Annotated in this window: 21 protein-coding genes; 19 read left to right on the top strand and 2 right to left on the bottom strand. The window is 43.2% G+C overall.

What is annotated here, in order from left to right:
• The first annotated feature begins 75 nt into the window (after positions 1-75).
• The 13 genes from wbaP to ugd all read left to right on the top strand — a co-directional run bounded on the left by wbaP (position 76) and on the right by ugd (position 16,871).
• Complete coding sequence (gene wbaP, locus CWM57_RS21870; RefSeq protein WP_100676368.1) at positions 76-1,503, top strand: undecaprenyl-phosphate galactose phosphotransferase WbaP; 1,428 nt, start codon at positions 76-78, stop codon at positions 1,501-1,503.
• A gap of 60 nt (positions 1,504-1,563) precedes the next feature.
• Entirely contained in the window at positions 1,564-2,652 is a 1,089-nt protein-coding gene (locus CWM57_RS21865; RefSeq protein WP_165784239.1) for a glycosyltransferase, read from the top strand.
• A 366-nt stretch (positions 2,653-3,018) separates the two neighbouring features.
• Positions 3,019-3,822: a hypothetical protein gene (locus tag CWM57_RS21860; RefSeq protein WP_100676366.1), complete on the top strand. Its 804-nt coding sequence runs from the start codon at positions 3,019-3,021 to the stop codon at positions 3,820-3,822.
• Between the two features lie 45 nt (positions 3,823-3,867).
• Entirely contained in the window at positions 3,868-5,070 is a 1,203-nt protein-coding gene (locus CWM57_RS21855) for a glycosyl hydrolase family 28 protein (protein WP_100676365.1), read from the top strand.
• A gap of 43 nt (positions 5,071-5,113) precedes the next feature.
• Positions 5,114-6,130 carry a glycosyltransferase family 4 protein gene (locus tag CWM57_RS21850; protein ID WP_100676364.1) on the top strand — a complete coding sequence of 339 codons (1,017 nt, stop codon included), beginning with the start codon at positions 5,114-5,116 and terminating at the stop codon, positions 6,128-6,130.
• 46 nt (positions 6,131-6,176) lie between these two features.
• On the top strand, positions 6,177-7,331 hold the full coding sequence (locus CWM57_RS21845; protein WP_100676363.1) for a glycosyltransferase family 4 protein: 1,155 nt from the start codon (positions 6,177-6,179) through the stop codon (positions 7,329-7,331).
• A gap of 19 nt (positions 7,332-7,350) precedes the next feature.
• A complete protein-coding gene (locus CWM57_RS21840) occupies positions 7,351-8,346 on the top strand; it encodes a hypothetical protein (RefSeq protein WP_227520644.1) in 996 nt (331 codons plus the stop codon).
• Positions 8,347-8,404: 58 nt separating this feature from the next.
• Positions 8,405-9,844 carry an MOP flippase family protein gene (locus tag CWM57_RS21835; RefSeq protein WP_100676361.1) on the top strand — a complete coding sequence of 480 codons (1,440 nt, stop codon included), beginning with the start codon at positions 8,405-8,407 and terminating at the stop codon, positions 9,842-9,844.
• Between the two features lie 52 nt (positions 9,845-9,896).
• The gene (locus CWM57_RS21830; RefSeq protein ID WP_100676360.1) at positions 9,897-10,964 is read left to right on the top strand and encodes an acyltransferase family protein; all 1,068 of its coding nucleotides are present in this window, start codon (positions 9,897-9,899) and stop codon (positions 10,962-10,964) included.
• 135 nt (positions 10,965-11,099) lie between these two features.
• Positions 11,100-12,506: an NADP-dependent phosphogluconate dehydrogenase gene (gndA, locus tag CWM57_RS21825; RefSeq protein WP_000043543.1), complete on the top strand. Its 1,407-nt coding sequence runs from the start codon at positions 11,100-11,102 to the stop codon at positions 12,504-12,506.
• Positions 12,507-12,733: 227 nt separating this feature from the next.
• Entirely contained in the window at positions 12,734-14,149 is a 1,416-nt protein-coding gene (locus CWM57_RS21820) for a mannose-1-phosphate guanylyltransferase/mannose-6-phosphate isomerase (protein ID WP_012967599.1), read from the top strand.
• 21 nt (positions 14,150-14,170) lie between these two features.
• Positions 14,171-15,541 (top strand): O9 family phosphomannomutase RfbK, encoded by a 1,371-nt coding sequence (gene rfbK / locus CWM57_RS21815; RefSeq protein ID WP_080820820.1) that lies wholly within the window; start codon positions 14,171-14,173, stop codon positions 15,539-15,541.
• A gap of 163 nt (positions 15,542-15,704) precedes the next feature.
• The gene (ugd, locus tag CWM57_RS21810; RefSeq protein ID WP_000704907.1) at positions 15,705-16,871 is read left to right on the top strand and encodes a UDP-glucose 6-dehydrogenase; all 1,167 of its coding nucleotides are present in this window, start codon (positions 15,705-15,707) and stop codon (positions 16,869-16,871) included.
• Between the two features lie 424 nt (positions 16,872-17,295).
• Here the strand turns inward: ugd and CWM57_RS27900 are convergent, their stop codons facing one another.
• Together CWM57_RS27900 and CWM57_RS21795 are read right to left on the bottom strand one after the other, a co-directional pair.
• A complete protein-coding gene (locus tag CWM57_RS27900; RefSeq protein WP_004144151.1) occupies positions 17,296-17,418 on the bottom strand; it encodes a small membrane protein in 123 nt (40 codons plus the stop codon).
• Positions 17,419-17,815: 397 nt separating this feature from the next.
• On the bottom strand, positions 17,816-18,820 hold the full coding sequence (locus tag CWM57_RS21795) for an NAD-dependent epimerase (RefSeq protein ID WP_061153931.1): 1,005 nt from the start codon (positions 18,818-18,820) through the stop codon (positions 17,816-17,818).
• Between the two features lie 852 nt (positions 18,821-19,672).
• On the opposite strand from CWM57_RS21795, the gene rfbB reads away from it, so the two are divergent.
• From rfbB to CWM57_RS21765, 6 genes are all read left to right on the top strand, one after another.
• On the top strand, positions 19,673-20,737 hold the full coding sequence (gene rfbB, locus CWM57_RS21790; protein WP_100676358.1) for a dTDP-glucose 4,6-dehydratase: 1,065 nt from the start codon (positions 19,673-19,675) through the stop codon (positions 20,735-20,737).
• Positions 20,738-20,750: 13 nt separating this feature from the next.
• Complete coding sequence (gene rfbA, locus CWM57_RS21785; RefSeq protein WP_100632268.1) at positions 20,751-21,620, top strand: glucose-1-phosphate thymidylyltransferase RfbA; 870 nt, start codon at positions 20,751-20,753, stop codon at positions 21,618-21,620.
• A gap of 31 nt (positions 21,621-21,651) precedes the next feature.
• Positions 21,652-22,542 carry a dTDP-4-dehydrorhamnose reductase gene (gene rfbD / locus CWM57_RS21780; protein ID WP_000698223.1) on the top strand — a complete coding sequence of 297 codons (891 nt, stop codon included), beginning with the start codon at positions 21,652-21,654 and terminating at the stop codon, positions 22,540-22,542.
• Positions 22,543-22,556: 14 nt separating this feature from the next.
• Complete coding sequence (gene rfbC, locus CWM57_RS21775; protein WP_047666783.1) at positions 22,557-23,111, top strand: dTDP-4-dehydrorhamnose 3,5-epimerase; 555 nt, start codon at positions 22,557-22,559, stop codon at positions 23,109-23,111.
• Positions 23,112-23,199: 88 nt separating this feature from the next.
• Entirely contained in the window at positions 23,200-23,973 is a 774-nt protein-coding gene (locus CWM57_RS21770) for an ABC transporter permease (protein WP_158609881.1), read from the top strand.
• Positions 23,963-25,324 (top strand): ABC transporter ATP-binding protein, encoded by a 1,362-nt coding sequence (locus CWM57_RS21765; RefSeq protein ID WP_100676357.1) that lies wholly within the window; start codon positions 23,963-23,965, stop codon positions 25,322-25,324. Before CWM57_RS21770 ends, CWM57_RS21765 begins: the two co-directional genes overlap by 11 nt.
• The last annotated feature ends 9 nt before the right edge of the window (positions 25,325-25,333 follow it).

Genomic DNA, 25,333 nt, shown 5'->3' with positions numbered 1-25,333 from the left:
GGCAGAAGTAACATATTCTCATTGGCAATGAAAAGTTAATCACACTAAGTGCGAACAACTATTAAAGAGGAAGTTATGACACTTCTCGGCAGGAATTTTATTGTCAGTATGATGCTGGCATTATCAGATTTTATAAGCTTTATAGCTTCTATTTATTTCGCTTTAGGTATTTTATCTATATTTGTTGGCCCACAACAATATGTTTTACTAGATCCGGCATTAGGTCAATGGATAATATTACATTGGCTTTTAGCGCTATGCTGTATAGCTTGGTTTTCAATGCGATTAAGGCATTATTTTTATCGTAAAACATTCTGGTTTGAGTTGAAAGAAATACTTCGTACGTTGCTAATTTTTTCAATTATTGAAATCGCGATTGTGGCATTCGCGTCTTGGCCGTTTCCTCGTTATTTATGGGGAGGAACTTGGTTATTAGCAATGATACTTGTACCTTTTTCAAGGATGTTAACAAAGTATATTTTAGATAAGTGTAATCTTTGGCAAAGGGATACATGGATCATTGGAAGCGGCTCAAATGCGCATGAAGCATACAAAGCTATAAGTAGCGAAAGAAATCTTGGTTTAAATATTGTTGGTTTCATATATACAGATGTTGGAACACTTCCTGGCAATACAATAGAAAATATAAAAGTTGAAGCTGTAGATAAAAATTGGCTTCCTACTAAAAGTAAGAAAACTCAATTTATCGTTGCAGTCGAATCGTTTCAAGGCGAAATCAGAAACGCTTGGTTGAGAAATTTTATGATTAAAGGGTATCGTTATGTATCCGTTATACCGACGTTGCGTGGTATGCCTTTGGATAGTACTGATATGTCATTTATATTTAGTCATGAGGTTATGATTTTCCGGGTACAACAAAACTTAGCTAAATGGTCTTCAAGAGTACTAAAACGTGTTTTTGATATTATAGGGGCATTGGCTATTATTGTTATACTGTCTCCTGCTTTATTATATATTAGTCTAAAAGTTCGAAAGGATGGCGGACCATCTATTTATGGTCATGAGAGAATAGGCAAAGATGGTAAACCATTTAAATGTTTAAAATTTAGATCCATGGTTGTTAATTCTAAGGAAGTTTTAGAGAAGGTACTTGCTACTGATCCTGATGCTAAAGCTGAATGGGATGCAACATTCAAACTCAAGAACGATCCTCGTATAACCCAAATAGGACAATTCCTACGAAGAACAAGCTTAGATGAATTGCCTCAGTTATTCAATGTGCTACGTGGGGAAATGAGTTTAGTAGGGCCTCGACCCATAATCACCGCTGAATTAGAACGATATAATGAGGAGGTAGACTATTACTTATTAAGTAAGCCAGGTATGACTGGGTTATGGCAAGTAAGTGGAAGAAGTGATGTTGATTATGAAACCCGAGTATACCTCGATGCGTGGTATGTTAAAAATTGGTCAATGTGGAACGATATAGCAATTTTGTTTAAAACAATAAGTGTTGTATTAAGAAAAGATGGTGCATATTAATGCATCCCGCATTTTAAATAGAATATGAAAATCTTAGATGGGATAAAGAGGTATCGTAATTTGAAAAAAATATTGATACTAAGTCATACTCGCGCATTTTCAGACTTCAAGATTGGAAGTCATCATTATGCAAACAAATTGGCAGATTTAGGCTTTCAAGTTTCATACTCTGGTGTGCCTGAAACAATTTTCCATAAAATTCTAAAAAAAGAAATTAGAGGCCCTTATAAGTTAGATGCAAATGTTAAAAACGCACAACTTAGCACTTTGTTCCCAGTAACTCTTCCTTCATCAATATTTACAGAGACATTAAACTGTCGATTACTACCTTTTTACAAGGGCAACTCAATAATTTTAGATGAGTATTATGATGTTATTATTTGTGACTATCCATATTTCTATCCACTGATAAAGCACCTGAAATATTTTTCATTAATATATCGTCCTACAGATGATTACTTGGCTATGGGGGGGGAGAAGGTAAGAGCATATGAATCAAGGATCTGTATAGATGCCACGAAAATAGTACCAACCTCTGAAGTAGTATCAAACGTGATCATTAACAGATATTCTATCCCCAAAAACAAGATAGATACTATAGCAAATGGGTTTGATGCAGATAAATTTTTTATAAAAAATAAAAATAAAGATCGAAAAGGGGCCGTATATATTGGTTCTTTAGATGACCGTTTTGATTTTGATGCGCTAAAAATACTTGCTCAAAATAACAAACAAGAAATTTTCGATATCTTTGGTCCAATAAACAAAAGTGCACAGCAAAGAGTTGATGAACTAAAAATACTCAATAATGTAAAATTTCATGGTAGTGTCGATTATGATGACACAAATAATGTGCTAAATAACTACAAGGTAGGATTGCTTTTGCTTAAAAATGATCCTTCGAATAAAGGAAGGAGTCCTATGAAGTTATGGGAGTATATAGCATGTGGTTTAAATGTTCTATATTCGAATATTGATAATATTGCTCATGTAAAAAATACGTATCAATACAATAATGAAAATGATATTTCGGTTGTATTTAATAAAGCAATAGACACTTCATGCTCTATATTAGACGCTAATGATAGCTTAGCAATTAATTCTTGGGAACATAAAGTAAAATTATTGACTGCCTATTTTCCCGAATAGTCATGTGAAAAATAATGACTAATGTGAGATCTTATCGAAATGTATATTACGCGAAAAAATTTTACTCCAGCCGCGATATTTATAATTACTAATGGAGTTTCTATATTATCTTGGCTGTTTCCCGACTTTGGCTTCCTCCGTAAAGGCTTTACAACTCAGTTTCCAATTTTAGATGAAGATACACTTGGTTATATATCTGTCATGCTACTTCTACTGAGTTTCCTATGGTTAGGTTATAATTTGTTTCCAAAAAGTAGAGGACTTGAAAGATTTGAGACGATAATCGTAAATGATAGAATGTATTTCTTCAGTATATGTATCTCGATGTTAGGATTGTGTGCAAGTTTTTTAGCAATAATGAAAACTATGTCTATTGGTGATATTCTTTTTGTTGTTCAGGGAGGACAGGCCAATGCATTAAAACAAGCATTATACGAAGACTATTCATTCGGCATTGTTAGTCTAAGATACGGTGTCATATTATCAGGAAGTTTTGTCATATACAGGAGATTGATAGGGGTCAAAAATCTATGGATGGACTTATTGGCAATACTGTCATTATTGTTTGTTTCAATGATGTCTAGTCGTTTAACTCTTATCGCGGCGATATTTGGAGGCCTGTATTTATTCATATATTGGAAAGGAAAGGTTAAATTTAAGCTCTTACCCGTTTCAGTTGCAATAATGGTGGGGTTCCTTTTATTATCGGCGATGAATTGGAGTAGAAATGCAAATTTTTACGAATCTAAAGGATTAGGCTTTTTTTCCGCTGGTGTATCTGAAATTCTGGCCTATACTGGAACTCCTGTCCAGGGGGCGCTTTATGCAGTTAGTAACCCCTCTGTAGGGGATGAAAGTTCTGCTGTATTTTATAGTAGAACAACGATTGAACCATCGCTGACAACTAATTCTGCAATTTTAGATGTAGTAAGGTTGTACGGAATCTGGGGGTTAGTGTTATCAGCTGTTGTTCTGTTTTCTTCGGGATTGTATATTTCCTTTTTTGAAAGCTACAAATATGGGAAATACATTTATATGAATATTCCAATTTTCTATTCTATTGTTGAGTTTTGGCGGATATTTTTATTTTTTCAAGGGATTATCATCACGCTCATTTTTTCCTGTATTTTTTTAACGTTAAGTTTGATGTTGAGACTTCGTAAAAAATAAATTTTAAACTTCATGATAAAGTCTTTATAAAACTTAGGAAAATATATGCCTATATCTAAACGCAATTTTCTCAAAGCAATATCATGTGCATGCTTTTTTTATACTTATAAGGCTTTAACTAATGAAAACTCACATGTTGAAGGCATATATACACCTAAACAAAAAAAGATATGGCCTAATAAGATCCACAAAGTAGAGGAGTTTTATATAAATTCAGACGAAGATTATACGGATGCAATAACAAAAGGGATTGCCTATTGCTCTTCGAATAATGCCGTTTTGTATCTATCAGGAAAATATAAAATAACCAAACCAATTATATTACCTAATAACATATATATACTTGGAAAGGTTGGTTCATTGATTCATTGCGATGCTGAAGAACCTATAAGCATATTTTATGCAAATTCAAGTAGTAATATTAATATCAAGGGATTAAGTGTTGATGGTAAAGTTACAGAAAATACAGGTAAAAATTATACTCGTTTAGTCAGGCTCGTTGATTGTCATGATATTTCGATTGAGTCATTTAATGCCTGTAATAGTGCGGATTGGTGCCTTTCATTCGAAAGCTCCTCTCAGATTAGACTTGAAAATATTGTTATTTCAGGCGGGGGACATCATAAACCAGGTGGGAGAGATGGGATTCATTTCCTTGACTGCTCATATTTTTATGTGAATGGAGCTGATATAACCTCTGGCGACGATTGTATTGGCATAACGACACAGAAGGGGAATTGTTATTACGGTTCAATCAATAATGTAGTAGGAAGTTCAGAAATTGGTTCTATAGTTGCATGTAATGAAGAACAAAAACATGATAAGACATACTATGCTAGTAAGACTGGGTTTATAACTATAGATAATATCTCGGTCAAAAGTAATGGTACAGCTAGAAATATAGTGCGATTTTATGCTTATAATCCGCTCTCTGATATAAGTAATATTAAGTTATCTCGAATTAATGGTACCTCTTATAGTTATGGTGTGTATATAGGTGGTGCTACAAATGTAACACTTAACGGAATTGATGTTACATCATTAAATAAACATGCTATTTATTTAGTGAAATCAAAAAACATTCAAGCAGAGAATGTAGCATACGGGTTGAGTAGAGTAATAGGATATTATGGTGTAAGTATTTTTAACTGTGAAAATGTTTCTGGATTCTTCAAGTCAAGGAATTATAATGGCGATAAAAAAGTATATGTTTCAAAAAGCAAGATTATAAAGTTGACTGATAACTGAAAACATTTTCCCATTTGAAAATATCTTTTTATGAATACGTAGGATGACAGAATTGGACAAGACAATTATTTTTGATTCAAGATGGATTGGCGACCACGGAATAGGCCGCTTTGCCAGAGAGATTTTTGAACGTATAGACTGTCTTGAAAAAATTGGTATAACAGGAAAACCCTCTGGAAAGTTAGATTTTTTATGGTTGACATTATATTTAGCTCGTAAGAAAAAAAAATTTTTCAGCCCTGGTTACAATGCACCAATTTTATTCTTGAAGAGAAGTGTTATAACAGTACATGATTTGAATCATGTAGATGTAGAGCATAATACTTCTCTATTGAAGAAAATATATTATAGATTAATATTGAAACGTGCGTGCAAGAGATGTCATAAGGTTTTAACCGTTTCTGAATTTTCAAAACAAAGGATTGCGGAGTGGGCTGGTATTCCTAAGGATAAAATTGTTGTCGTTGGTAATGGTGTTTCCGATGCTTTCAGTGATAATGTTCCACCTTATGAACATGAAAAGCCATTTATCTTTATTGCTGGTAATAGGAAACGCCATAAAAATGAACACGCTGCTCTTAGGGCATTCGCGAAATCTTCCCTTCGCAATTCTCATTCAGTAATTATGACCGGTAATATAACTGAAGAACTTTCATTCCTTATTAAAGAGTTAGATATTACTGATGATACGATTTTTTGTGGAAGAGTGACCGATAAAGAACTGGCGTCAATTTATAAAGGGGCATCTGTTTTATTTTTCCCATCTCTATATGAAGGTTTCGGCCTTCCTGTTATAGAGGCTATGTCTTGTGGAACTCCTGTAATTACATCTAATACAACATCTTTAGGTGAAGTTTCTGGGGATGCTGCATTTTTAGTAGATCCAACAAATATTAATGAAATGACATATGCCTTGGAGTCTGTCTGTACCGATGAACGTTTACGGGAGACACTAATCAGTAAGGGGTTCGAAAGATGCAGACGTTACACTTGGGAAAATACCATCGACATAATAAAAAGAGAAGTTATTGAAAAAAAATATAATGATCCGTATCGTTAATTGAGGTTTTGTTGTTATTTTTAAATTTTTAAATGTAAGGTGCTTTATGTTGAATGATTTTAGTATTGGAATAGTTGCAGACTGGCTTATAACATATGCAGGTTCAGAAAAGGTTATCGCGGAATTCATCAAATTATATCCTGAAGCTGAACTGTATTCAGTGGTTGATTTCTTATCAGATGAGAAGCGTATTCACTTTAATAATAAAATAGCAAAAACGACATTTATACAAAATCTGCCTAAAGCCGCTAGTAAATATAAAAATTACCTGCCTTTGATGCCCCTTGCGATCGAACAATTGGACGTATCAAAACATGACATTATTCTATCAAGCAGTCATGCTGTTTCAAAAGGAGTTTTAACGGGGCCGGATCAACTGCATATAAGTTATGTTCATTCACCTATCCGTTATGCGTGGGATTTACAACATCAATACCTAAAAGAGGCAGGTCTCGACCGCGGACTGAAGGGGATGTTGGCTAAATGGCTACTTCATAAAATGAGGTTATGGGATCATCGTACTTCCAATGGTGTTGATCATTTTATAGCTAATTCTCATTTCATCGCAAGACGTATAAAAAAGGTTTATGGTAGAGAAGCAGATGTTATTTATCCTCCAGTTGATGTTGAACGATTTACTTTATGCACAAATAAAGAAGATTACTATTTAACGGCTTCCCGGATGGTCCCTTATAAGCGTATTGATTTGATTGTTGAAGCATTTTCTAAAATGCCGGATAAAAAGCTAGTCGTTATTGGTGATGGTCCTGAGATGAAGAAAATAAAATCTAAAGCAACAAAAAATATAGATATATTAGGATATCAATCTGATCAGATAATGCAAGAACATATGCAAAAAGCTAAGGCTTTTGTGTTTGCTGCAGAAGAAGACTTCGGTATTACACCTGTAGAAGCACAAGCATGTGGTACTCCGGTCATTGCTTTCGGAAAAGGCGGAGCATTGGAGACAATACAACCCTTAGGTAATGCAAATCCAACTGGGATATTCTTTAAAGAACAAAGACTTCAAGATTTAGTTGATGCAGTTAATTCATTTGAAGCTAATGAGTCAATGTTTGATTATGAAAACTGTAGAAGTCATGCTTTAAAGTTTTCTGTTCAAAGATTTAACGATGAAATAGGAAATTATATTTCTATAAAATATCGAGATTTTTTGAATAATAAAAATATCAAATATTAATTTTTTTGTTGGTGACTCTATGAAAAAAAAATTAGTTTATTTTCCTAAAAGTGGTGGAGCAAACGCTTATCCGCTTAGGATGCAAAATATATTATCGTCTTTTTCAGATGTTGAAGGACTTAATCTGAAAAGTACAATGAGAGAAATATTAAAATTTAATTTTTCTAAGAAAGATGTGCTGATTTTAAATTGGATTGAGTCAGATATAATAGGTAAAAATGGGAAGGTGTCTCTAACTGGTATTTCAAAGGTCTTGCTCAAAATATTTATTTTCAAATTAAAGTTCGAGAAAATAATTTTTGTAAGACATAATATTTATCCCCATAAGGCAAATAAGGAAAGCAGTAAAAAGGCAAAGAAATTAGTAGATAAACTTGAGAGTTTATTTGATCATAAAGTCGTTCATTCTCCGGTTTATAAGGAAGAGGGATATGAGTATATACCCCACCCTCTATACAGATATCCTCTTTTAATTGATAATAAAAATACCGATGAGTGTGACAATAATAAGTTTATTATATTTGGAAGGATTTTAGAATATAAAAAATTTGAAGTTATAATTGAAAGTTTTCCTGCGGAACAACAATTATTAATTGTCGGCCATTGTGAGGATTATGACTATTTACATAAAATACAATCTCTTAGCCGGGAAAAGGAAAACATAACTATTCTCCCATCTTATCTTGATGATACAGCAGCAAAAGAATTAATAAATTCTACAGGTGGGTTGATCATTAGTCATGCTGATGATGATATGATTGTCAGCGGTTCTTTCTTTTATGGCTTGACTATTGGAATTAAGATGTATGCAGTATCAACCCCTTTTTTGAAATGGGCAGAAGAACAATTTGGCACTGACGTAATTGAAACTTTCCCTGATGTTGTTAGTCTATGTAAGCGGATTAATAAAAGGCCAATTCGTGAACATATAAGCAACGGGACAATTAATGACATCAATAGTTTTTTTTCAGATGAAACTATTGCAAGTTCTTTTAGTTGTCTATGTCAAAAATGATTTTATATAATTACTAAATTATACAATGAAAATCAAAACTCTAAACTGAGATTAATAGATGAGTTTATTTAATAATGCCAGATGGGTAGCTATCTCTCAGGTAGTCAAAATCTTTGTTCAGTTAATTAATATTGTTTACTTGGCTAGGTTAATACCCCCAAGTGAATATGGCATCATGGCTATGGCTTTAGTCATTATCAATTTTGGAATGTTGATTCGAGATCTTGGTACCGCTGCCGCAATAATTCAGAGAAAAGATATTGATAGTAAAATAATAAACTCAATTTTTTGGCTCAATTTGTATATGGGGCTTGGAATTGCAATATGTATCGTGTTGTTCTCTCCTTTGATATCATATTTTTTCCGTGAACCAAAACTAATCATGGTTTTGCTATGTATTTCTATTATATTTCCATTGTCGAGTAGTTCTTCAGCGCATTTGGCTTTGTTGGAAAGAGACTCTAAATTTAAAAAAATAGCCTCAATAGAAATCACTTCGTCAGTTATCGGTGTCTTTATTGCATTATTCTTGGCATATAAAAGTTTTGGTGTTTACAGTTTGGTTTGGCAGACAATTATCTTCAATGCTTTGTCTACAATTCAGTTTTGGAAAGCCTCAAAATGGCGTCCTGCATTTAACAAAATGTTCGATTTTTCAGGCCTAAAAGAGATTTTTGGTTTTAGTGCTCATTTATCTATCTTTAATTTAATAAATTATTTTTCTCGAAATGCAGATAGTTTTATAATTGGCAGGTACATGGCATCTTCAGTGCTCGGCGCGTATAGTCTTGCATATAGAATAATGTTATTTCCTATAGCGAGTTTGACTTTTGTTGCAACTAGAGCTCTTTTTCCTATCCTGAGTAAAAACCAAGATGATCATGATGCTCTTAAAAAGACTTATTTAGACTGTGTTTTTGCTATTTTGTTCATCGTTGTACCTTTGATGAGTGGTTTGGCATTTCTTAGTAAACCGTTCGTCATTTTGGTTTTTGGAAAAGAGTGGCTACTGACATCAAGTATACTATTATGGTTGGCCCCTACTGCTATAATTCAGTCTGTATTAAGTACAAGTGGCACAGTGTTTATGGCAAAGGGTCGTACAGATATTTTAATGAAACTGGGTATTTTGGGCATGTTACTTTACATGTCTGCATTTATTCTAGGAGTGCAGTATAGTATCATTACTTTTGCTAAGTTTTATTTTTTTGCTAATATTATTAACTTCTTTCCTGCGATGTACTTACTTATGCGCATTATAAATGGTAACCTTTTCGAGCTTTTCAAAAAGGTATTGCCAATATTTTGTATGGGCCTAATTATGATTGTTGTCATGTTTATTGTTAGAAAACCGATCAATTCATTATTTGATGAGTTTACGTTCTCATTTTTGCTTACGATGACATTCATTGGTGCCACTACTTATTTTATCCTGGCAATTGTTTTATTGAAACCTGTTAGGGCTTTTATACTTAATAAAGTACCATTTATAGGATGATCATTTTAGTTAATGATTTATGAATATCATTATGTTTTTGATGAGATAGCATATGAATAAGTTAACATCCATATATCTTGATCTAATTCGCTTTATGGCTGCCTTGGTAGTCGTATTATCACATGCTGCCGGGTTCACCTCACTAAAAATCCCCATAATCTCAGGGTTAGGCACTGAAGCTGTAGTGGTTTTTTTTGTATTATCCGGTTATGTAATAGCATACGTCTCTAACAATAAAGAAAATAATTACGTTGCTTTTTTTAAAGCTCGAGCCATACGTATATACTCCGTTCTTATTCCTGCTATTTTAATTACATTATTTTTTGACCGCGTTGGTCTTAAATATAATCCTTCTTATTATTTTTCACATTCCAACTTTTATTATGATTACTCTATTCTAACATTTATTAAATTAGTTTTTTTCTTGGGGGAAGGATTTAATCAACATTTGGTTTTTGGCTCAAACGAACCTATTTGGTCAATTGGCTTTGAATGTATTTATTACATTTTGTTTGGTGCATTGCTTTTTTGTAGAAAAAAACCACTCTTAATTTTAATATTTTTTATTTTTATTTTAATATCACTACCGAAAGTTATTGTTTACTTTCCATTGTGGTTAATGGGGGTGTTTGTATACAAAATATCCAGTATAAATTTCAAGTATTCCCATTTTTTATTTATTTTAACATTCCCGCTTTTCTATTTAACGATAAAATTACCATTAACTCATATCCCAATGTATAAACCATTTATTTGGAGTTTACATCAGTTTTCTTCTGTTATTTATTTTTATTTATTTTCTCTAGTGGTTTCGATTAACATTTTTACCGCTAGGGCCTTTTTTGAATTTACTGGGTTAAAAAAAATATTAACGTCATGCGAGTCTTATATCAGATATCTTTCTGGTAAAACCTTTACATTATATCTTATGCATTTACCAGTAATGATGCTTATCTGTTCATTGTATAATCCGAAAACAATTATAAGTTCTCTTTTTGTAGTGGTTATCACAATACTTATTACATTCTTCTTTTCTTATCTTTTTGAAAATAAAAAAGGAATTCTTTTTACTTTTGGTAGATATTTTTCTTCTAAAATTTCAGGTGCTTATAAATCATAAAGGTTGTATTTTTAGTTCTCATAGGCATGAAATTAATTTTTTACGCTTTAAACTATGTGCTTTTTTTCCTTTGAGTTAAAATAGAATCGCAATTAGGCTACGAAGTGTAGTTTACACATATGACAGGAGTATGTAATGTCCAAGCAACAGATCGGGGTTGTCGGTATGGCTGTGATGGGGCGTAATCTTGCGCTGAACATCGAAAGCCGTGGTTATACCGTCTCCGTTTTCAACCGCTCCCGTGAAAAGACCGAAGAAGTGATTGCCGAAAATCCAGGCAAGAAGCTGGTCCCTTACTATACAGTACAAGAGTTCGTTGAATCCCTTGAAACACCACGCCGTATCCTGTTGATGGTGAAGGCCGGGGCTGGCACCGACAGCGCCATCGATTCCCTGAAGCCTTACCTCGACAAAGGCGACATCATCATTGATGGCGGCAACACCTTCTTCCAGGACACCATCCGTCGTAACCGTGAACTGTCTGCCGAAGGTTTTAACTTTATCGGTACCGGTGTTTCCGGTGGTGAAGAGGGCGCTCTGAAAGGGCCTTCCATCATGCCTGGTGGGCAGAAAGAAGCCTATGAGCTGGTCGCTCCGATTCTGAAGCAGATTGCTGCGGTTGCTGAAGACGGTGAGCCATGTGTGACCTATATCGGTGCTGATGGTGCTGGCCATTATGTGAAGATGGTTCATAACGGCATCGAGTATGGCGACATGCAGTTGATTGCCGAAGCCTATGCGCTGTTGAAAGGCGGTCTGGCACTTTCCAACGAAGAGCTGGCGCAAACCTTCACCGAATGGAACGAAGGTGAACTGAGCAGCTACTTGATCGACATTACCAAAGATATCTTCACCAAGAAGGACGAAGAGGGTAAGTACCTCGTCGATGTTATTCTTGATGAAGCTGCAAACAAAGGTACCGGTAAGTGGACCAGCCAGAGCTCACTTGATCTAGGCGAACCTCTGTCCCTGATCACTGAGTCTGTATTTGCGCGCTATATTTCTTCTCTTAAAGACCAGCGTGTAGCCGCTTCGAAAGTGCTGAGTGGTCCGCAGGCTCAGCCGGCCGGTGATAAAGCTGAATTTATCGAAAAAGTACGTCGCGCGTTGTACCTCGGTAAAATCGTTTCCTATGCTCAGGGCTTCTCCCAGCTGCGTGCTGCTTCTGATGAATACAACTGGGATCTGAACTACGGCGAGATCGCTAAGATTTTCCGTGCAGGCTGCATCATTCGTGCGCAGTTCCTGCAAAAGATCACCGATGCTTATGCGCAAAACGCTGGCATTGCTAACCTCCTGCTGGCGCCATACTTCAAACAGATCGCTGATGACTATCAGCAAGCGCTGCGTGATGTCGTGGCGTATGCCGTGCAGAATGGTATTCCGGTACCGACGTTCTCTGCCGCAATTGCCTACTACGACAGCTACCGTTCCGCGGTTCTACCCGCTAACCTGATTCAGGCTCAGCGTGATTACTTTGGTGCGCATACCTATAAGCGTACCGATAAAGAGGGTGTATTCCATACAGAGTGGTTGGAATAAATTTCTTTACGCAGTCAGGCCATTTGGCCTGACTGTTTTTTAACTTTATATTTAACATTGTACTCTGATCATAAGCTTTTCCTTTCTAAAAATATTTATACCATCTGATTTTAATTTTTTTTAAGAATTTGCCATATTTATTATCTTGTACTCCTATATTAGTCTGCTTCTGGCCTCAGTAAATTACTGGGTGTTAAATAACAGGGTTTTAATTAAAGGAAATTAATATGTTACTTCCTGTGATAATGGCTGGTGGTACCGGCAGTCGTCTCTGGCCGATGTCTCGCGAGCTTTACCCGAAACAGTTCCTCCGGCTGTACGGGCAGAACTCCATGCTGCAGGAAACCATCACCCGACTCTCGGGCCTTGAAATCCATGAACCGATGGTCATCTGTAACGAAGAGCACCGCTTCCTGGTGGCCGAACAGCTGCGCCAGCTCAACAAGCTGTCCAACAACATTATTCTGGAGCCGGTCGGGCGCAACACCGCCCCGGCCATCGCCCTGGCGGCCCTCCAGGCCACCCGCCACGGCGACGACCCGCTGATGCTGGTGCTCGCTGCCGACCATATCATCAATAACCAGCCGGTCTTCCACGACGCTATCCGCGTCGCCGAGCAGTATGCCGATGAAGGCCATCTGGTCACCTTCGGTATCGTGCCGAACGCTCCGGAAACCGGCTACGGCTATATCCAGCGCGGCGTGGCGCTCACCGACAGCGCCCACACCCCGTACCAGGTGGCCCGCTTCGTGGAGAAGCCGGACCGCGAGCGTGCCGAGGCCTACCTCGCCTCCGGAGAATACTACTGGAACAGCGGTATGTTTATGTTCCGCGCCAAAAAATACCTCTCCGAGCTGGCCAAATTCCGCCCGGATATCCTCGAAGCCTGCCAGGCCGCGGTGAATGCCGCCGACAACGGCAGCGACTTCATCAGCATTCCGCATGACATTTTCTGCGAGTGCCCGGACGAGTCCGTGGACTACGCGGTGATGGAGAAAACCGCAGACGCGGTGGTGGTCGGTCTCGATGCCGACTGGAGCGACGTTGGCTCCTGGTCCGCCCTGTGGGAGGTCAGCCCGAAAGACGAGCAGGGCAACGTCCTCAGCGGTGACGCGTGGGTGCATAACAGCGAAAACTGCTACATCAACAGCGACGAGAAGCTGGTGGCGGCCATCGGCGTGGAGAACCTGGTGATTGTCAGCACCAAGGACGCCGTGCTGGTGATGAACCGTGAACGTTCCCAGGACGTGAAGAAGGCGGTCGAGTTCCTCAAGCAGAACCAGCGCAGCGAGTACAAGCGCCACCGCGAGATTTACCGTCCCTGGGGCCGCTGCGACGTGGTGGTCCAGACCCCGCGCTTCAACGTCAACCGCATCACCGTGAAACCGGGCGGCGCCTTCTCGATGCAGATGCACCACCACCGCGCCGAGCACTGGGTGATCCTCGCCGGCACCGGGCAGGTGACGGTGAACGGCAAGCAGTTCCTGCTGACCGAAAACCAGTCCACCTTTATTCCGATTGGCGCCGAGCACAGCCTGGAAAACCCGGGCCGTATTCCGCTTGAAGTGCTGGAGATCCAGTCGGGGTCGTACCTCGGTGAGGACGACATTATTCGTATTAAAGACCAGTATGGTCGTTGCTAATTTTTCGGGACAAAACGCAGAATGACACAGTTAACATGCTTTAAGGCTTATGACATCCGTGGTGAACTGGGCGAGGAGCTGAACGAGGACATCGCCTACCGTATCGGCCGCGCCTACGGCGAATTTCTGAAACCCGGGAAGATAGTGGTGGGGGGCGATGTGCGCCTCACCAGCGAGTCGCTGAAGCTGGCGCTGGCCCGCGGGCTGATGGACGCCGGCACCGACGTGCTGGATATCGGCCTGAGCGGCACGGAAGAGATTTACTTCGCCACTTTCCACCTCGGGGTGGACGGCGGCATCGAGGTGACGGCGAGCCATAACCCGATGAACTACAACGGCATGAAGCTGGTGCGCGAGAACGCGAAGCCCATCAGCGGCGACACCGGCCTGCGGGATATCCAGCGCCTGGCGGAGGAGAACCAGTTCCCGCCGGTGGACCCGGCGCGTCGCGGAACCCTGCGCCAGATTTCGGTGCTGAAGGAGTACGTCGACCACCTGATGGGCTACGTGGACCTGGCGAACTTCACCCGTCCGCTGAAGCTGGTGGTGAACTCCGGCAACGGGGCGGCGGGGCACGTGATTGATGAGGTGGAGAAACGCTTCGCGGCGGCCGGAGCGCCGGTGACCTTTATCAAGGTGCATCACCAGCCGGACGGCCATTTCCCGAACGGTATCCCGAACCCGCTGCTGCCGGAGTGCCGCCAGGACACCGCCGACGCGGTGCGTGCGCATCAGGCGGATATGGGGATCGCCTTTGACGGCGACTTCGACCGCTGCTTCCTGTTCGATGACGAGGCGTCGTTTATCGAGGGGTACTACATTGTCGGCCTGCTGGCGGAAGCGTTCCTGCAGAAACAGCCGGGGGCGAAAATCATTCACGACCCGCGGCTGACGTGGAACACGGTGGACATCGTGACCCGCAGCGGCGGCCAGCCGGTGATGTCGAAAACGGGGCATGCGTTCATCAAGGAGCGGATGCGCCAGGAAGACGCCATCTACGGCGGGGAGATGAGCGCGCACCATTACTTCCGCGACTTCGCCTACTGCGACAGCGGGATGATCCCGTGGCTGCTGGTGGCGGAGCTGCTGTGCCTGAAGAACAGTTCACTGAAATCCCTGGTGGAGGACCGCCAGGCGGCGTTCCCGGCGTCGGGGGAGATCAACCGCAAGCTGGGAAATGCTGCGGAGGCGATAGCGCGCATCCGGGCGCAGTATGAGCCGGCGGCCGCACACATCGACACAACGGACGGTATCAGTATTGAATACCCTGAGTGGCGCTTTAACCTGCGCACGTCCAATACGGAGCCGGTGGTGCGTCTGAACGTGGAGTCCAGAGCGGATACTGCGTTAATGAATGCAAAAACCGAAGAGATTTTAGCTCTTCTCAAGTAATGCATTATCCATAATGGAAGCCATAGGGTCAGATTTTAATCGTATTATTGACCTTATGGCTTATTCTTGACATCCCACTGGTCAAAGCGTAAAACCGCCCACAGCAATATTTAAATTCGTGGCTATCCGCCATTACCCAGTTAACTGATTAAAGTGTAATCGAATGAAAATTACTATTTCCGGTACAGGTTATGTTGGTTTATCGAACGGTGTCCTGATTGCGCAAAACCACGAAGTGGTTGCTCTGGATATCGTACAGGCCAAAGTGGATATGCTTAACCAGAAGATCTCTCCGATTGTGGATAAAGAGATTCAGGAATATCTGGCAGAAAAACCGTTAAATTTCCGCGCCACCACGGACAAGCACGACGCCTATCGTAATGCCGACTACGTGATCATAGCGACGCCGACCGATTACGATCCCAAAACTAACTACTTCAACACCTCCACGGTGGAAGCGGTTATTCGCGATGTGACAGAGATAAACCCAAATGCGGTAATGATCATTAAATCGACCATCCCAGTGGGGTTTACCCGCGACATCAAAGAACGTTTAGGGATTGATAATGTTATTTTCTCTCCTGAATTCCTGCGTGAAGGCCGTGCGCTGTACGACAACCTGCACCCGTCGCGTATTGTCATTGGTGAGCGCTCTGCGCGTGCCGAACGTTTTGCAGACCTGCTGAAAGAAGGCGCGATCAAGCAGGATATCCCGACCCTGTTTACCGACTCCACTGAAGCGGAAGCGATCAAACTTTTTGCGAACACCTATCTGGCGCTGCGCGTTGCCTATTTCAACGAGCTCGACAGCTATGCTGAAAGCCAGGGGCTGAACAGCAAGCAGATTATCGAAGGGGTATGCCTGGATCCGCGTATCGGCAACCACTATAACAACCCGTCCTTTGGCTACGGCGGCTACTGCCTGCCGAAAGATACCAAGCAACTGCTGGCGAACTACGAATCGGTCCCGAACAATATCATCGCGGCTATCGTCGATGCCAACCGTACCCGTAAAGACTTTATCGCGGATTCTATTCTCGCTCGTAAGCCGAAAGTGGTGGGGGTGTATCGCCTGATCATGAAGAGTGGTTCGGACAACTTCCGTGCCTCTTCTATTCAGGGCATCATGAAGCGCATCAAGGCGAAAGGTATTCCGGTTATTATCTATGAACCGGTGATGCAGGAGGATGAGTTTTTCAACTCACGCGTCGTACGCGACCTGGATGCCTTCAAACAAGAGGCGGATGTGATCATTTCCAACCGTATGGCGGAAGAGCTGGCGGATGTGGCGGACAAGGTTTACACCCGCGATCTGTTTGGTAACGATTAATTCTGCCTGTCTGACACTGGCGGTTCCCTGCCGCCAGTGTTCTTCTTTATCTCCCCCGTTATATCCCTCACTACGCGTATTTCTCGCACATTCAGATTAACCTCAATAAATTGTGATGGACATTACGATCCTGCTCAAAAGCCGTTGCGGGTTCAAAACAGGTCCGATAAGTTAAACTTACCTTGTGAAGAGCTACCGTCACTGTGATGTAGATGCCGGAGATAAGCGCCGGGAGGTAAAACGAAGCCTGCAATGCAGGCTTTTGTTATTTATACGCTAAGAAAAAAACGATGAACAGGGCGCTGTAGGCACTATTTTTCCTTGGCTTAGAGCCACAGTAAAACGCAGAATGAACGATCATTCTGTCATATCATTATTTTATTTCTTAATATTATCTTAATCTAATTGCAATAAGGCGCTAGCGTTACCACTTGCGTTTATTAAATGTCAGCTTCGTTTTCTTTCTATCTTTCAAATAAGAAATCAAGAAATAAACGGATACAGCAAGTAGTATGGCAGCCACCACTAAGAAAAATAGGTTTTCCATAATATCTACCACAGCGTTTGTTAGTTGAATTATTAGGTTGTTAAGCAATACGCCAGTACGTGTCTGTCGTACTGAGATCCCTAACATATCCTGTTTTTGAGAAAATTCCTACAATGAGTAATGTTTTTTATCTATCAGCATATAATGCTGTTTTCACTATCAAAAATGGGATGGATGTAAGATAAGTCTGAGTACCAGGCGCGTGGATATTTGCTTTTCTGATAAAGGCTGGATGAAACTGGTTTCAGGCGGGAAACTAAAAAGACAAAAATTCCGTCTATAGCACAAAATATTATATATAAAACAATGAATGTGCATTCAGTCGACATATGATCAGGATGACGGGGGCTACATAAAAGAGGTTGCCGCAACCTGACGATTGCGGCAGGGCAGGGAATTAGATCTGATAGTAATTCTTGTACCATTCCACGAAGTTCTTCACGCCGTCCTTCACTGATGTCTGCGGCTTAAAGCCCACCAGGTCATACAGCGGCTGGGTGTCTGCGCTGGTGTCCAGCACATCGCCCGGCTGGATAGGCATCATATTCTTCTTCGCTTCCATCCCCAGCGCTTCTTCCAGAGCGGTGATGTAGTCCATCAGTTCCACCGGTGAGCTGTTGCCAATGTTATAAACCCGATATGGCGCGGAACTTGTCGCCGGTGAACCGCTCTCAACGGTCCACTCGGCATTGGCCTGCGGGATCACATCCTGAACGCGCACCACGGCCTCGACGATGTCGTCGATATAGGTGAAGTCACGCTTCATCTTGCCGTAGTTGTAGACGTCAATACTTTTCCCTTCCAGCATTGCTTTCGTGAACTTGAACAGCGCCATATCCGGGCGGCCCCACGGGCCATAGACCGTAAAGAAGCGCAGCCCGGTGGTCGGGATGCTGTACAGATGGGAATAGGTATGCGCCATCAGCTCATTAGCTTTCTTGGTGGCGGCATACAGGGAGACCGGATGATCGACGGAATCTTCGGTGGAGAACGGCATTTTACGGTTAAGGCCATAAACCGAGCTGGAGGAGGCGTACACCAGGTGTTTCACTTTGGTATGACGGCAGCCTTCAAGAATGTTCAGATAACCCATCAGATTAGCGTCCGCATAGGCATACGGATTTTCCAGCGAGTAGCGCACACCGGCCTGGGCCGCCAGGTGGATCACGCGATCAAATTGCTCTGCGGCGAACAGCTTTGCCATACCTTCCCGGTCGGCCAGATCCAGCTGCTGGAAATGGAATGCCGGAGATGCCAGGCGATCCAGACGGGCCTGCTTCAGGCTGACGTCATAATAGTCGTTCATGTTGTCGATCCCGACAACATCATGCCCTTCATTCAGCAGGCGCTGCGCGATATGAAAGCCGATAAAACCTGCGGCACCAGTGACCAAAAACTTCATATTTTTCCTCCGGGGTGTGGATATCCCGTTCTACATAAGTGCCGATTTTACACTGGCTTGCGGTTGGGATCACTTGCTTTACAGTTGCAGGATGTGAGTTCTAGTGGCGCCGTAGTGCTTAATTCCTATTTAATGCAAATGATATTCATTTAGAAAAATATCATTGAGTATGCCTGTAGCTTATCTATAAAAATCAGTTGTAGGGCAGCCAGTCCTTGGGATTCTGCTATCACGATAAAACACATCATGAATTTCCGAACTAAGAGGTGTATCTATTCGTGAAATACGAATTAATTAGTGTTGTTGTCACCAGAGATAACTTGTAACCGAATCATGTATGGCCAAGTTATTGAATGTTTTGATGTTGTATCGAAAGTGTTCCATTCATACCTTGAATTGATTCAAACCGCTTTTTGATTTTTATTCTTCATGACCAGCGCTATAATGCGTCGCGACCTCGTCCGGTACTATTCACTGTTGAGTATGCTGCACGCCATAATGGTGACTGCATGGCTTTGTCATGATACCAATCGCTGAATGGCGCATGAAGGGATGATTGTCAGGTAGTTTAAAGACACATTCAGATTCCGTCTCGATGACGTATCGTGTGGTGTTTGGGAAAGTCCTGATAGCAAATGGACGCTGAAGCAAGCAAAGTTACCGCGGTTTGGCTGCTTTGCACTATCCAGCATGATGAGACAGCGCGGCAGACACCGCTGATCTTAGCTCATGTTAGATACAATTTACTGAGGCACCACGCATTTTGGTTGCGATAGCCAATGGCGGTAGCGTGCCTGCGTTTTTTGTTATTACAGAATTTATTATTTAAATCATTGAAAAACGAGAGAAAGTATGAAGATTCTTGTCACCGGGGGCGCAGGCTTTATCGGCTCTGCCGTGGTTCGTCATATCATTGAAAATACCCTGGATGAAGTCCGCGTGATGGACTGCCTGACCTATGCCGGCAACCTCGAATCCCTGGCGCCGGTGGCCGGGAGCGAACGCTACTCGTTTTCCCAGACCGATATCACCGATGCCGCTGCCGTGGCGGCCCAGTTCAGCGAGTTCCGCCCGGATATCGTGATGCACCTGGCGGCGGAAAGTCATGTGGATCGCTCCATTGATGGCCCGGCCGCCTTCATCCAGACCAACGTGATCGGCACCTTCACTCTGCTGGAGGCGGCCCGTCACTACTGGTCCGGGCTTGGGGAGGAGCAGAAGCAGGCCTTCCGCTTCCATCATATCTCCACCGATGAGGTGTACGGCGACTTGCACGGCACCGATGACCTGTTCACCGAAGAAACCCCGTACGCGCCGAGCAGCCCGTACTCTGCTTCCAAGGCGGGCAGCGACCATCTGGTTCGCGCCTGGAACCGCACCTACGGCCTGCCGGTGGTGGTGACCAACTGCTCCAACAACTATGGTCCGTATCACTTCCCGGAAAAATTGATCCCGCTGACTATCCTTAACGCCCTGGCGGGTAAACCCCTGCCGGTGTATGGCAACGGGGAGCAGATCCGTGACTGGCTGTATGTCGAGGATCATGCCCGTGCGCTGTACAAAGTGGCGACCGAAGGCAAAAGCGGTGAGACCTACAATATCGGCGGTCATAACGAGCGTAAAAATATCGACGTGGTGCGCACCATCTGCACCATTCTCGACAAGGTGGTGGCGCAGAAGCCGGGTAACATCGCCCACTTCGCCGACCTGATCACTTTTGTCACCGACCGTCCGGGACACGACCTGCGCTACGCCATTGATGCCGCAAAAATTCAGCGCGATCTGGGCTGGGTGCCGCAGGAGACGTTCGAGAGCGGGATTGAGAAAACCGTGCACTGGTACCTGAACAACCAGACCTGGTGGCAGCGCGTGCTGGACGGCTCCTATGCCGGCGAGCGTCTGGGCCTGAATAACTAATAAGGAAGTAAAGATGAAAGGTATTGTTCTGGCCGGCGGCTCCGGCACGCGTTTATATCCCATCACCCAGGGCGTCTCCAAGCAGCTGCTGCCTATCTACGACAAGCCGATGATTTTCTACCCGGTGTCCGTCCTGATGCTGGCGGGGATTCGCGACATCCTGATCATCTCCACGCCGGACGACATGCCTTCCTTCCAGCGCCTGCTGGGTGACGGGTCGCAGTTCGGGGTGAACTTCAGCTACGCTATCCAGCCGTCGCCGGACGGCCTGGCGCAGGCCTTTATTATTGGCGAGAAGTTCATCGGCAACGATGCCTGCGCCCTGGTGCTGGGAGATAATATCTACTTTGGCCAGAGCTTCGGTAAAAAGCTGGAAGCGGCAGCGGCGAAGACTTCCGGTGCCACGGTGTTTGGCTACCAGGTGCTGGATCCGGAGCGCTTCGGGGTGGTGGAGTTCGACGAGAACTTTAAGGCGCTGTCCATCGAGGAGAAACCGCTGAAGCCGAAATCGGACTGGGCGGTGACCGGGCTCTATTTCTACGACAATAACGTGGTGGAGATGGCGAAGGACGTGAAGCCTTCAGCGCGCGGCGAGCTGGAGATCACCACCCTGAACCAGATGTATCTGGAGCGCGGCGATCTGCAGGTGGAGCTGCTGGGGCGTGGTTTTGCCTGGCTGGATACGGGCACCCACGACAGCCTGATGGACGCATCACAGTTCATTCACACCATTGAGAAGCGCCAGGGGATGAAAGTGGCCTGCCTGGAAGAGATTGGTTACCGTAATAAATGGCTGTCGGCGGAAGGGGTGGCGGCTCAGGCGGAACGCCTGAAGAAAACCGAGTACGGTGCTTATCTGAAGCGCCTGCTGAACGAGCGTTAATGCCCTCTCCGTCAACGACAGGATACAGAGAATGAAGATTTTACTGATTGGCAAGAATGGCCAGGTGGGCTGGGAGCTGCAGCGTTCACTGTCCACCCTCGGCGACGTGGTCGCGGTGGACTACTTTGACAAAGAGCTGTGCGGTGACCTGACTAATCTGGAAGGCATCGCGCAGACCGTGCGTACCGTCCGCCCGGATGTGGTGGTGAATGCCGCCGCGCACACGGCGGTGGACAAGGCAGAAAGCGAGCGGGAGCTCTCCGACCTGCTGAACGACAAAGGGGTGGCGGTGCTGGCGGCGGAGTCGGCGAAGCTGGGTGCCCTGATGGTGCATTATTCCACGGACTATGTGTTCGACGGCGCCGGCAGCCATTATCGCCGGGAAGATGAAGCAACCGGCCCGCTGAACGTCTACGGTGAAACCAAACGCGCCGGTGAACTGGCCCTGGAGCAGGGCAACCCGCGTCACCTGATTTTCCGTACCAGCTGGGTGTACGCCACCCGCGGCGCCAACTTTGCCAAGACGATGCTCCGCCTGGCGGGTGAGAAAGAGACGCTCTCCATCATTGACGACCAGCACGGGGCGCCCACCGGCGCTGAGCTGCTGGCAGACTGCACGGCGACGGCAATCCGTGAAACGCTGCGCAATCCGGCGCTGGCCGGCACCTATCATCTGGTGGCCAGCGGCGAGACCAGCTGGTGCGACTACGCCCGCTATGTGTTTGAGGTGGCGAGGGCGCACGGTGCAGAGCTGGCGGTCCAGGAAGTGAAGGGCATTCCGACGACGGCCTATCCGACGCCGGCGAAGCGTCCGCTCAACTCACGCCTGTCGAATGAAAAATTCCAGCAGGCATTTGGGGTGACTCTCCCGGACTGGCGTCAGGGTGTGGCTCGCGTGGTAACAGAAGTCCTGGGCAAATAAACGGGTGGCAAACGATGAACATTATTAAAACAGATATTCCTGAGGTGCTGATTTTTGAACCGCGCGTGTTTGGTGATGCGCGGGGCTTCTTCTTCGAGAGCTTCAGCAGCAAGGTGTTTAATGAGGCGGTGGGCCGCCAGGTGGATTTTGTTCAGGACAACCACTCCCAGTCCCAGAAAGGCGTATTGCGCGGGCTGCACTATCAGCTGGATCCGCACGCCCAGGGCAAACTGGTGCGCTGTGTGGAAGGTGAGGTATTTGACGTGGCGGTGGATATCCGTCGTTCATCGCCCACCTTTGGCAAATGGGTGGGCGCGGTGCTCAGCGCAGAGAATAAACGTCAGCTGTGGATCCCGGAAGGGTTCGCCCACGGGTTTATGGCGCTGAGCGACACGGTGCAGTTTGTCTACAAGGCGACGAACTACTACGCGCCGCAGTCAGAACGGAGCATCATCTGGAACGATCCGGAGATCGGGATTGACTGGCCGGCGCTGAGCGACAGCGCGCTGTCGCTGTCGGAGAAAGATCTGCAGGCGCATACGCTGGCCAACGCGGAAGTGTATATCTAGTGATGACCTGGATTCGGGCTCAAAAAATTACCAGAGCCTGAATCCAGTATATAAATTAAGGTATGTCTAAGCGATGCTGAAGTATTTCTTGAAAAACAAAACCCTCATCTTGAAACTGGCGAAAAGAGATATTGATTCTAAATATAAGGGATCTTTTATCGGCGGTTTTTGGGCAGTTGTTAACCCAGTAATTATGTTATGTGTTTATTCGTTTGTATTTTCAGAAGTCTTCAAGGCTAAATGGGGTAGTTTAGAAGGAGGGAAAGGGACCTTCGCAGTAGTATTGTTTGCTGGGTTGATTATATTCAACTTCTTAGCAGAGTGTTTAAGTCGAGGACCGACATTATTTACCAGTAATGTAAATTACGTTAAGAAAGTTGTTTTTCCACTTGGCTGTCTTCCGTTTAGCATTTTTCTTTCGGCCGTGTTTAATTTCTTTATAAGTTTCATAATTTTGCTCATTGCTCAACTAATTGTCTTCAATTCAGTGCCTTGGACAATTTTATTCTTTCCGTTGTTGTTGATTCCTTTGTTTCTTATCGGTTTTTCATTAATTGTTATTTTTTCAACCATTGGCGTATATTTTCGAGATATAGCTCAGGCTGTGCCAATTATGATAACGTTTCTGATGTTTTTATCTCCGATATTTTATCCGTTAAGCGCAATTCCTAAAAGTTTTCAGGATGTTATGATGTACAACCCGTTGGCGTTTTTAATAGAAAACACACGGGATGTATTAATCTTTGGCAAAAACATGTCAATTGAATCATATTCAATTCTGTATATTTCAAGTATTATATTTTACATTATTGCAATGAAAATATTCCAGAAGGCTAAAAAAGGTTTTGCAGATGTCCTATAATTCAGTTAAATGCGAAGCTGTCATTCAAGTAGAACATATTACAAAAATTTTTCGCATCTACAACTCTCCAAAAGATCGGATAAAAGAATTCCTGGCAAATTTACCACGCCGAGTTGCTGGGGCAAAGCGTATAAAGAAACATAAAGAATTCTATTCACTTAATGATGTCTCCTTAACTATTAATAAAGGAGAGACAATTGGGATCATTGGTGCCAACGGCGCAGGTAAATCAACCCTATTGCAAATTATTTGTGGGACGCTGTCGCCAACGAATGGCAATGTAACTGTAAACGGTAGAGTGGCTGCTCTCTTAGAGCTTGGTGCTGGGTTTAACCCTGATTTCACAGGTAGAGAAAATATTTTTATCTCAGCATCAATAATGGGGCTAACTGACGAGCAAATAAAAGAACGTTTCGACAGTATCGTTGAGTTTTCCGAAATTGGAGAGTTTATTGAGCAACCGGTAAAAACATATTCTAGTGGTATGTTTGTACGGTTGGCATTTTCAATTATCGCTCACGTTGATGCAGATATTTTAATCGTAGATGAAGCGCTTTCGGTTGGTGATGCGTTCTTTGTTCAAAAATGTATGCGTTTTCTACGGGCATTTATGGAACATGGTACTGTGCTCTTCGTTAGCCATGATACCGCTTCAATTGTAAACTTATGCGATCGTGCTATCTGGATTGATCATGGGCAGAAGAAGATGGAAGGTTCTGCGAAAGATGTTTCGGAAGCTTATCTTGCTGCATTATTTAAACAGAGTAACAGGAATGTATCCGTCAAGCGTCAAAACAAGGATGTTACCGAGGTTGTAGCTTATAAAGATATGCGTACTAGTTTTATTAATGCTAGTAATTTACGTAATGATATAGAACTGTTTTCTTTTAATGATGAAAGTAAACAGTTTGGTGAGAATGGCGCAGAGATCTATAGTGTAAGGCTAGAGGATCAAAACGGTGAACCCTTATCATGGGTAGTTGGTGGTGAAGAAGTTAAGCTTAGAATAAGTGTTAAATGCTTGAAAAGTATGTTTAGCCCAATAATCGGTTTCTATATAAAAGACCGACTTGGACAAACCTTATTTGGTGATAATACATACCTTTCTTATATGGATACACCACTCAGTATGCAACCTAATGACAATATGGATAGCATTTTCGAGTTTAACATGCCTATACTTCCAGTCGGTGAATATAGTATTTGCGTCGCAGTAGCAGAAGGTAGTCAGCAAGAACATATCCAACATCACTGGATACATGATGCGGTAATTTTTAAATCGCATTCTTCCAGTACGGTGACTGGGCTAGTCGGTATTCCAATGAAAAATATTAGTATCTCGGTGAATTAAGAGTAATTA

Source organism: Klebsiella sp. G-Nf4, from assembly GCF_002810615.1.
In the GTDB taxonomy this organism is placed as follows: Bacteria; Pseudomonadota; Gammaproteobacteria; order Enterobacterales; family Enterobacteriaceae; genus Klebsiella; species Klebsiella variicola.
The sequence above is the reverse complement of the archived record's forward strand: the minus strand, read 5'-3'. Positions and strand labels throughout refer to the sequence as shown.

What these genes read in the sequence shown, in the direction of transcription:
- rfbB (WP_100676358.1), top strand. Translation starts at nt 19,673, where the DNA reads ATGAAGATTCTTGTCACCGGGGGCGCAGGCTTTATCGGCTCTGCCGTG.
- wbaP (WP_100676368.1), top strand. Translation starts at nt 76, where the DNA reads ATGACACTTCTCGGCAGGAATTTTATTGTCAGTATGATGCTGGCATTA.
- CWM57_RS21835 (WP_100676361.1), top strand. Translation starts at nt 8,405, where the DNA reads ATGAGTTTATTTAATAATGCCAGATGGGTAGCTATCTCTCAGGTAGTC.
- ugd (WP_000704907.1), top strand. Translation starts at nt 15,705, where the DNA reads ATGAAAATTACTATTTCCGGTACAGGTTATGTTGGTTTATCGAACGGT.
- CWM57_RS21840 (WP_227520644.1), top strand. Translation starts at nt 7,351, where the DNA reads ATGAAAAAAAAATTAGTTTATTTTCCTAAAAGTGGTGGAGCAAACGCT.
- CWM57_RS21860 (WP_100676366.1), top strand. Translation starts at nt 3,019, where the DNA reads ATGTCTATTGGTGATATTCTTTTTGTTGTTCAGGGAGGACAGGCCAAT.
- CWM57_RS21830 (WP_100676360.1), top strand. Translation starts at nt 9,897, where the DNA reads ATGAATAAGTTAACATCCATATATCTTGATCTAATTCGCTTTATGGCT.
- CWM57_RS21850 (WP_100676364.1), top strand. Translation starts at nt 5,114, where the DNA reads ATGACAGAATTGGACAAGACAATTATTTTTGATTCAAGATGGATTGGC.
- gndA (WP_000043543.1), top strand. Translation starts at nt 11,100, where the DNA reads ATGTCCAAGCAACAGATCGGGGTTGTCGGTATGGCTGTGATGGGGCGT.
- rfbA (WP_100632268.1), top strand. Translation starts at nt 20,751, where the DNA reads ATGAAAGGTATTGTTCTGGCCGGCGGCTCCGGCACGCGTTTATATCCC.
- CWM57_RS27900 (WP_004144151.1), bottom strand. Translation starts at nt 17,418, where the DNA reads ATGGAAAACCTATTTTTCTTAGTGGTGGCTGCCATACTACTTGCTGTA.
- CWM57_RS21795 (WP_061153931.1), bottom strand. Translation starts at nt 18,820, where the DNA reads ATGAAGTTTTTGGTCACTGGTGCCGCAGGTTTTATCGGCTTTCATATC.
- CWM57_RS21820 (WP_012967599.1), top strand. Translation starts at nt 12,734, where the DNA reads ATGTTACTTCCTGTGATAATGGCTGGTGGTACCGGCAGTCGTCTCTGG.
- rfbD (WP_000698223.1), top strand. Translation starts at nt 21,652, where the DNA reads ATGAAGATTTTACTGATTGGCAAGAATGGCCAGGTGGGCTGGGAGCTG.
- rfbC (WP_047666783.1), top strand. Translation starts at nt 22,557, where the DNA reads ATGAACATTATTAAAACAGATATTCCTGAGGTGCTGATTTTTGAACCG.
- rfbK (WP_080820820.1), top strand. Translation starts at nt 14,171, where the DNA reads ATGACACAGTTAACATGCTTTAAGGCTTATGACATCCGTGGTGAACTG.
- CWM57_RS21845 (WP_100676363.1), top strand. Translation starts at nt 6,177, where the DNA reads ATGTTGAATGATTTTAGTATTGGAATAGTTGCAGACTGGCTTATAACA.
- CWM57_RS21855 (WP_100676365.1), top strand. Translation starts at nt 3,868, where the DNA reads ATGCCTATATCTAAACGCAATTTTCTCAAAGCAATATCATGTGCATGC.
- CWM57_RS21765 (WP_100676357.1), top strand. Translation starts at nt 23,963, where the DNA reads ATGTCCTATAATTCAGTTAAATGCGAAGCTGTCATTCAAGTAGAACAT.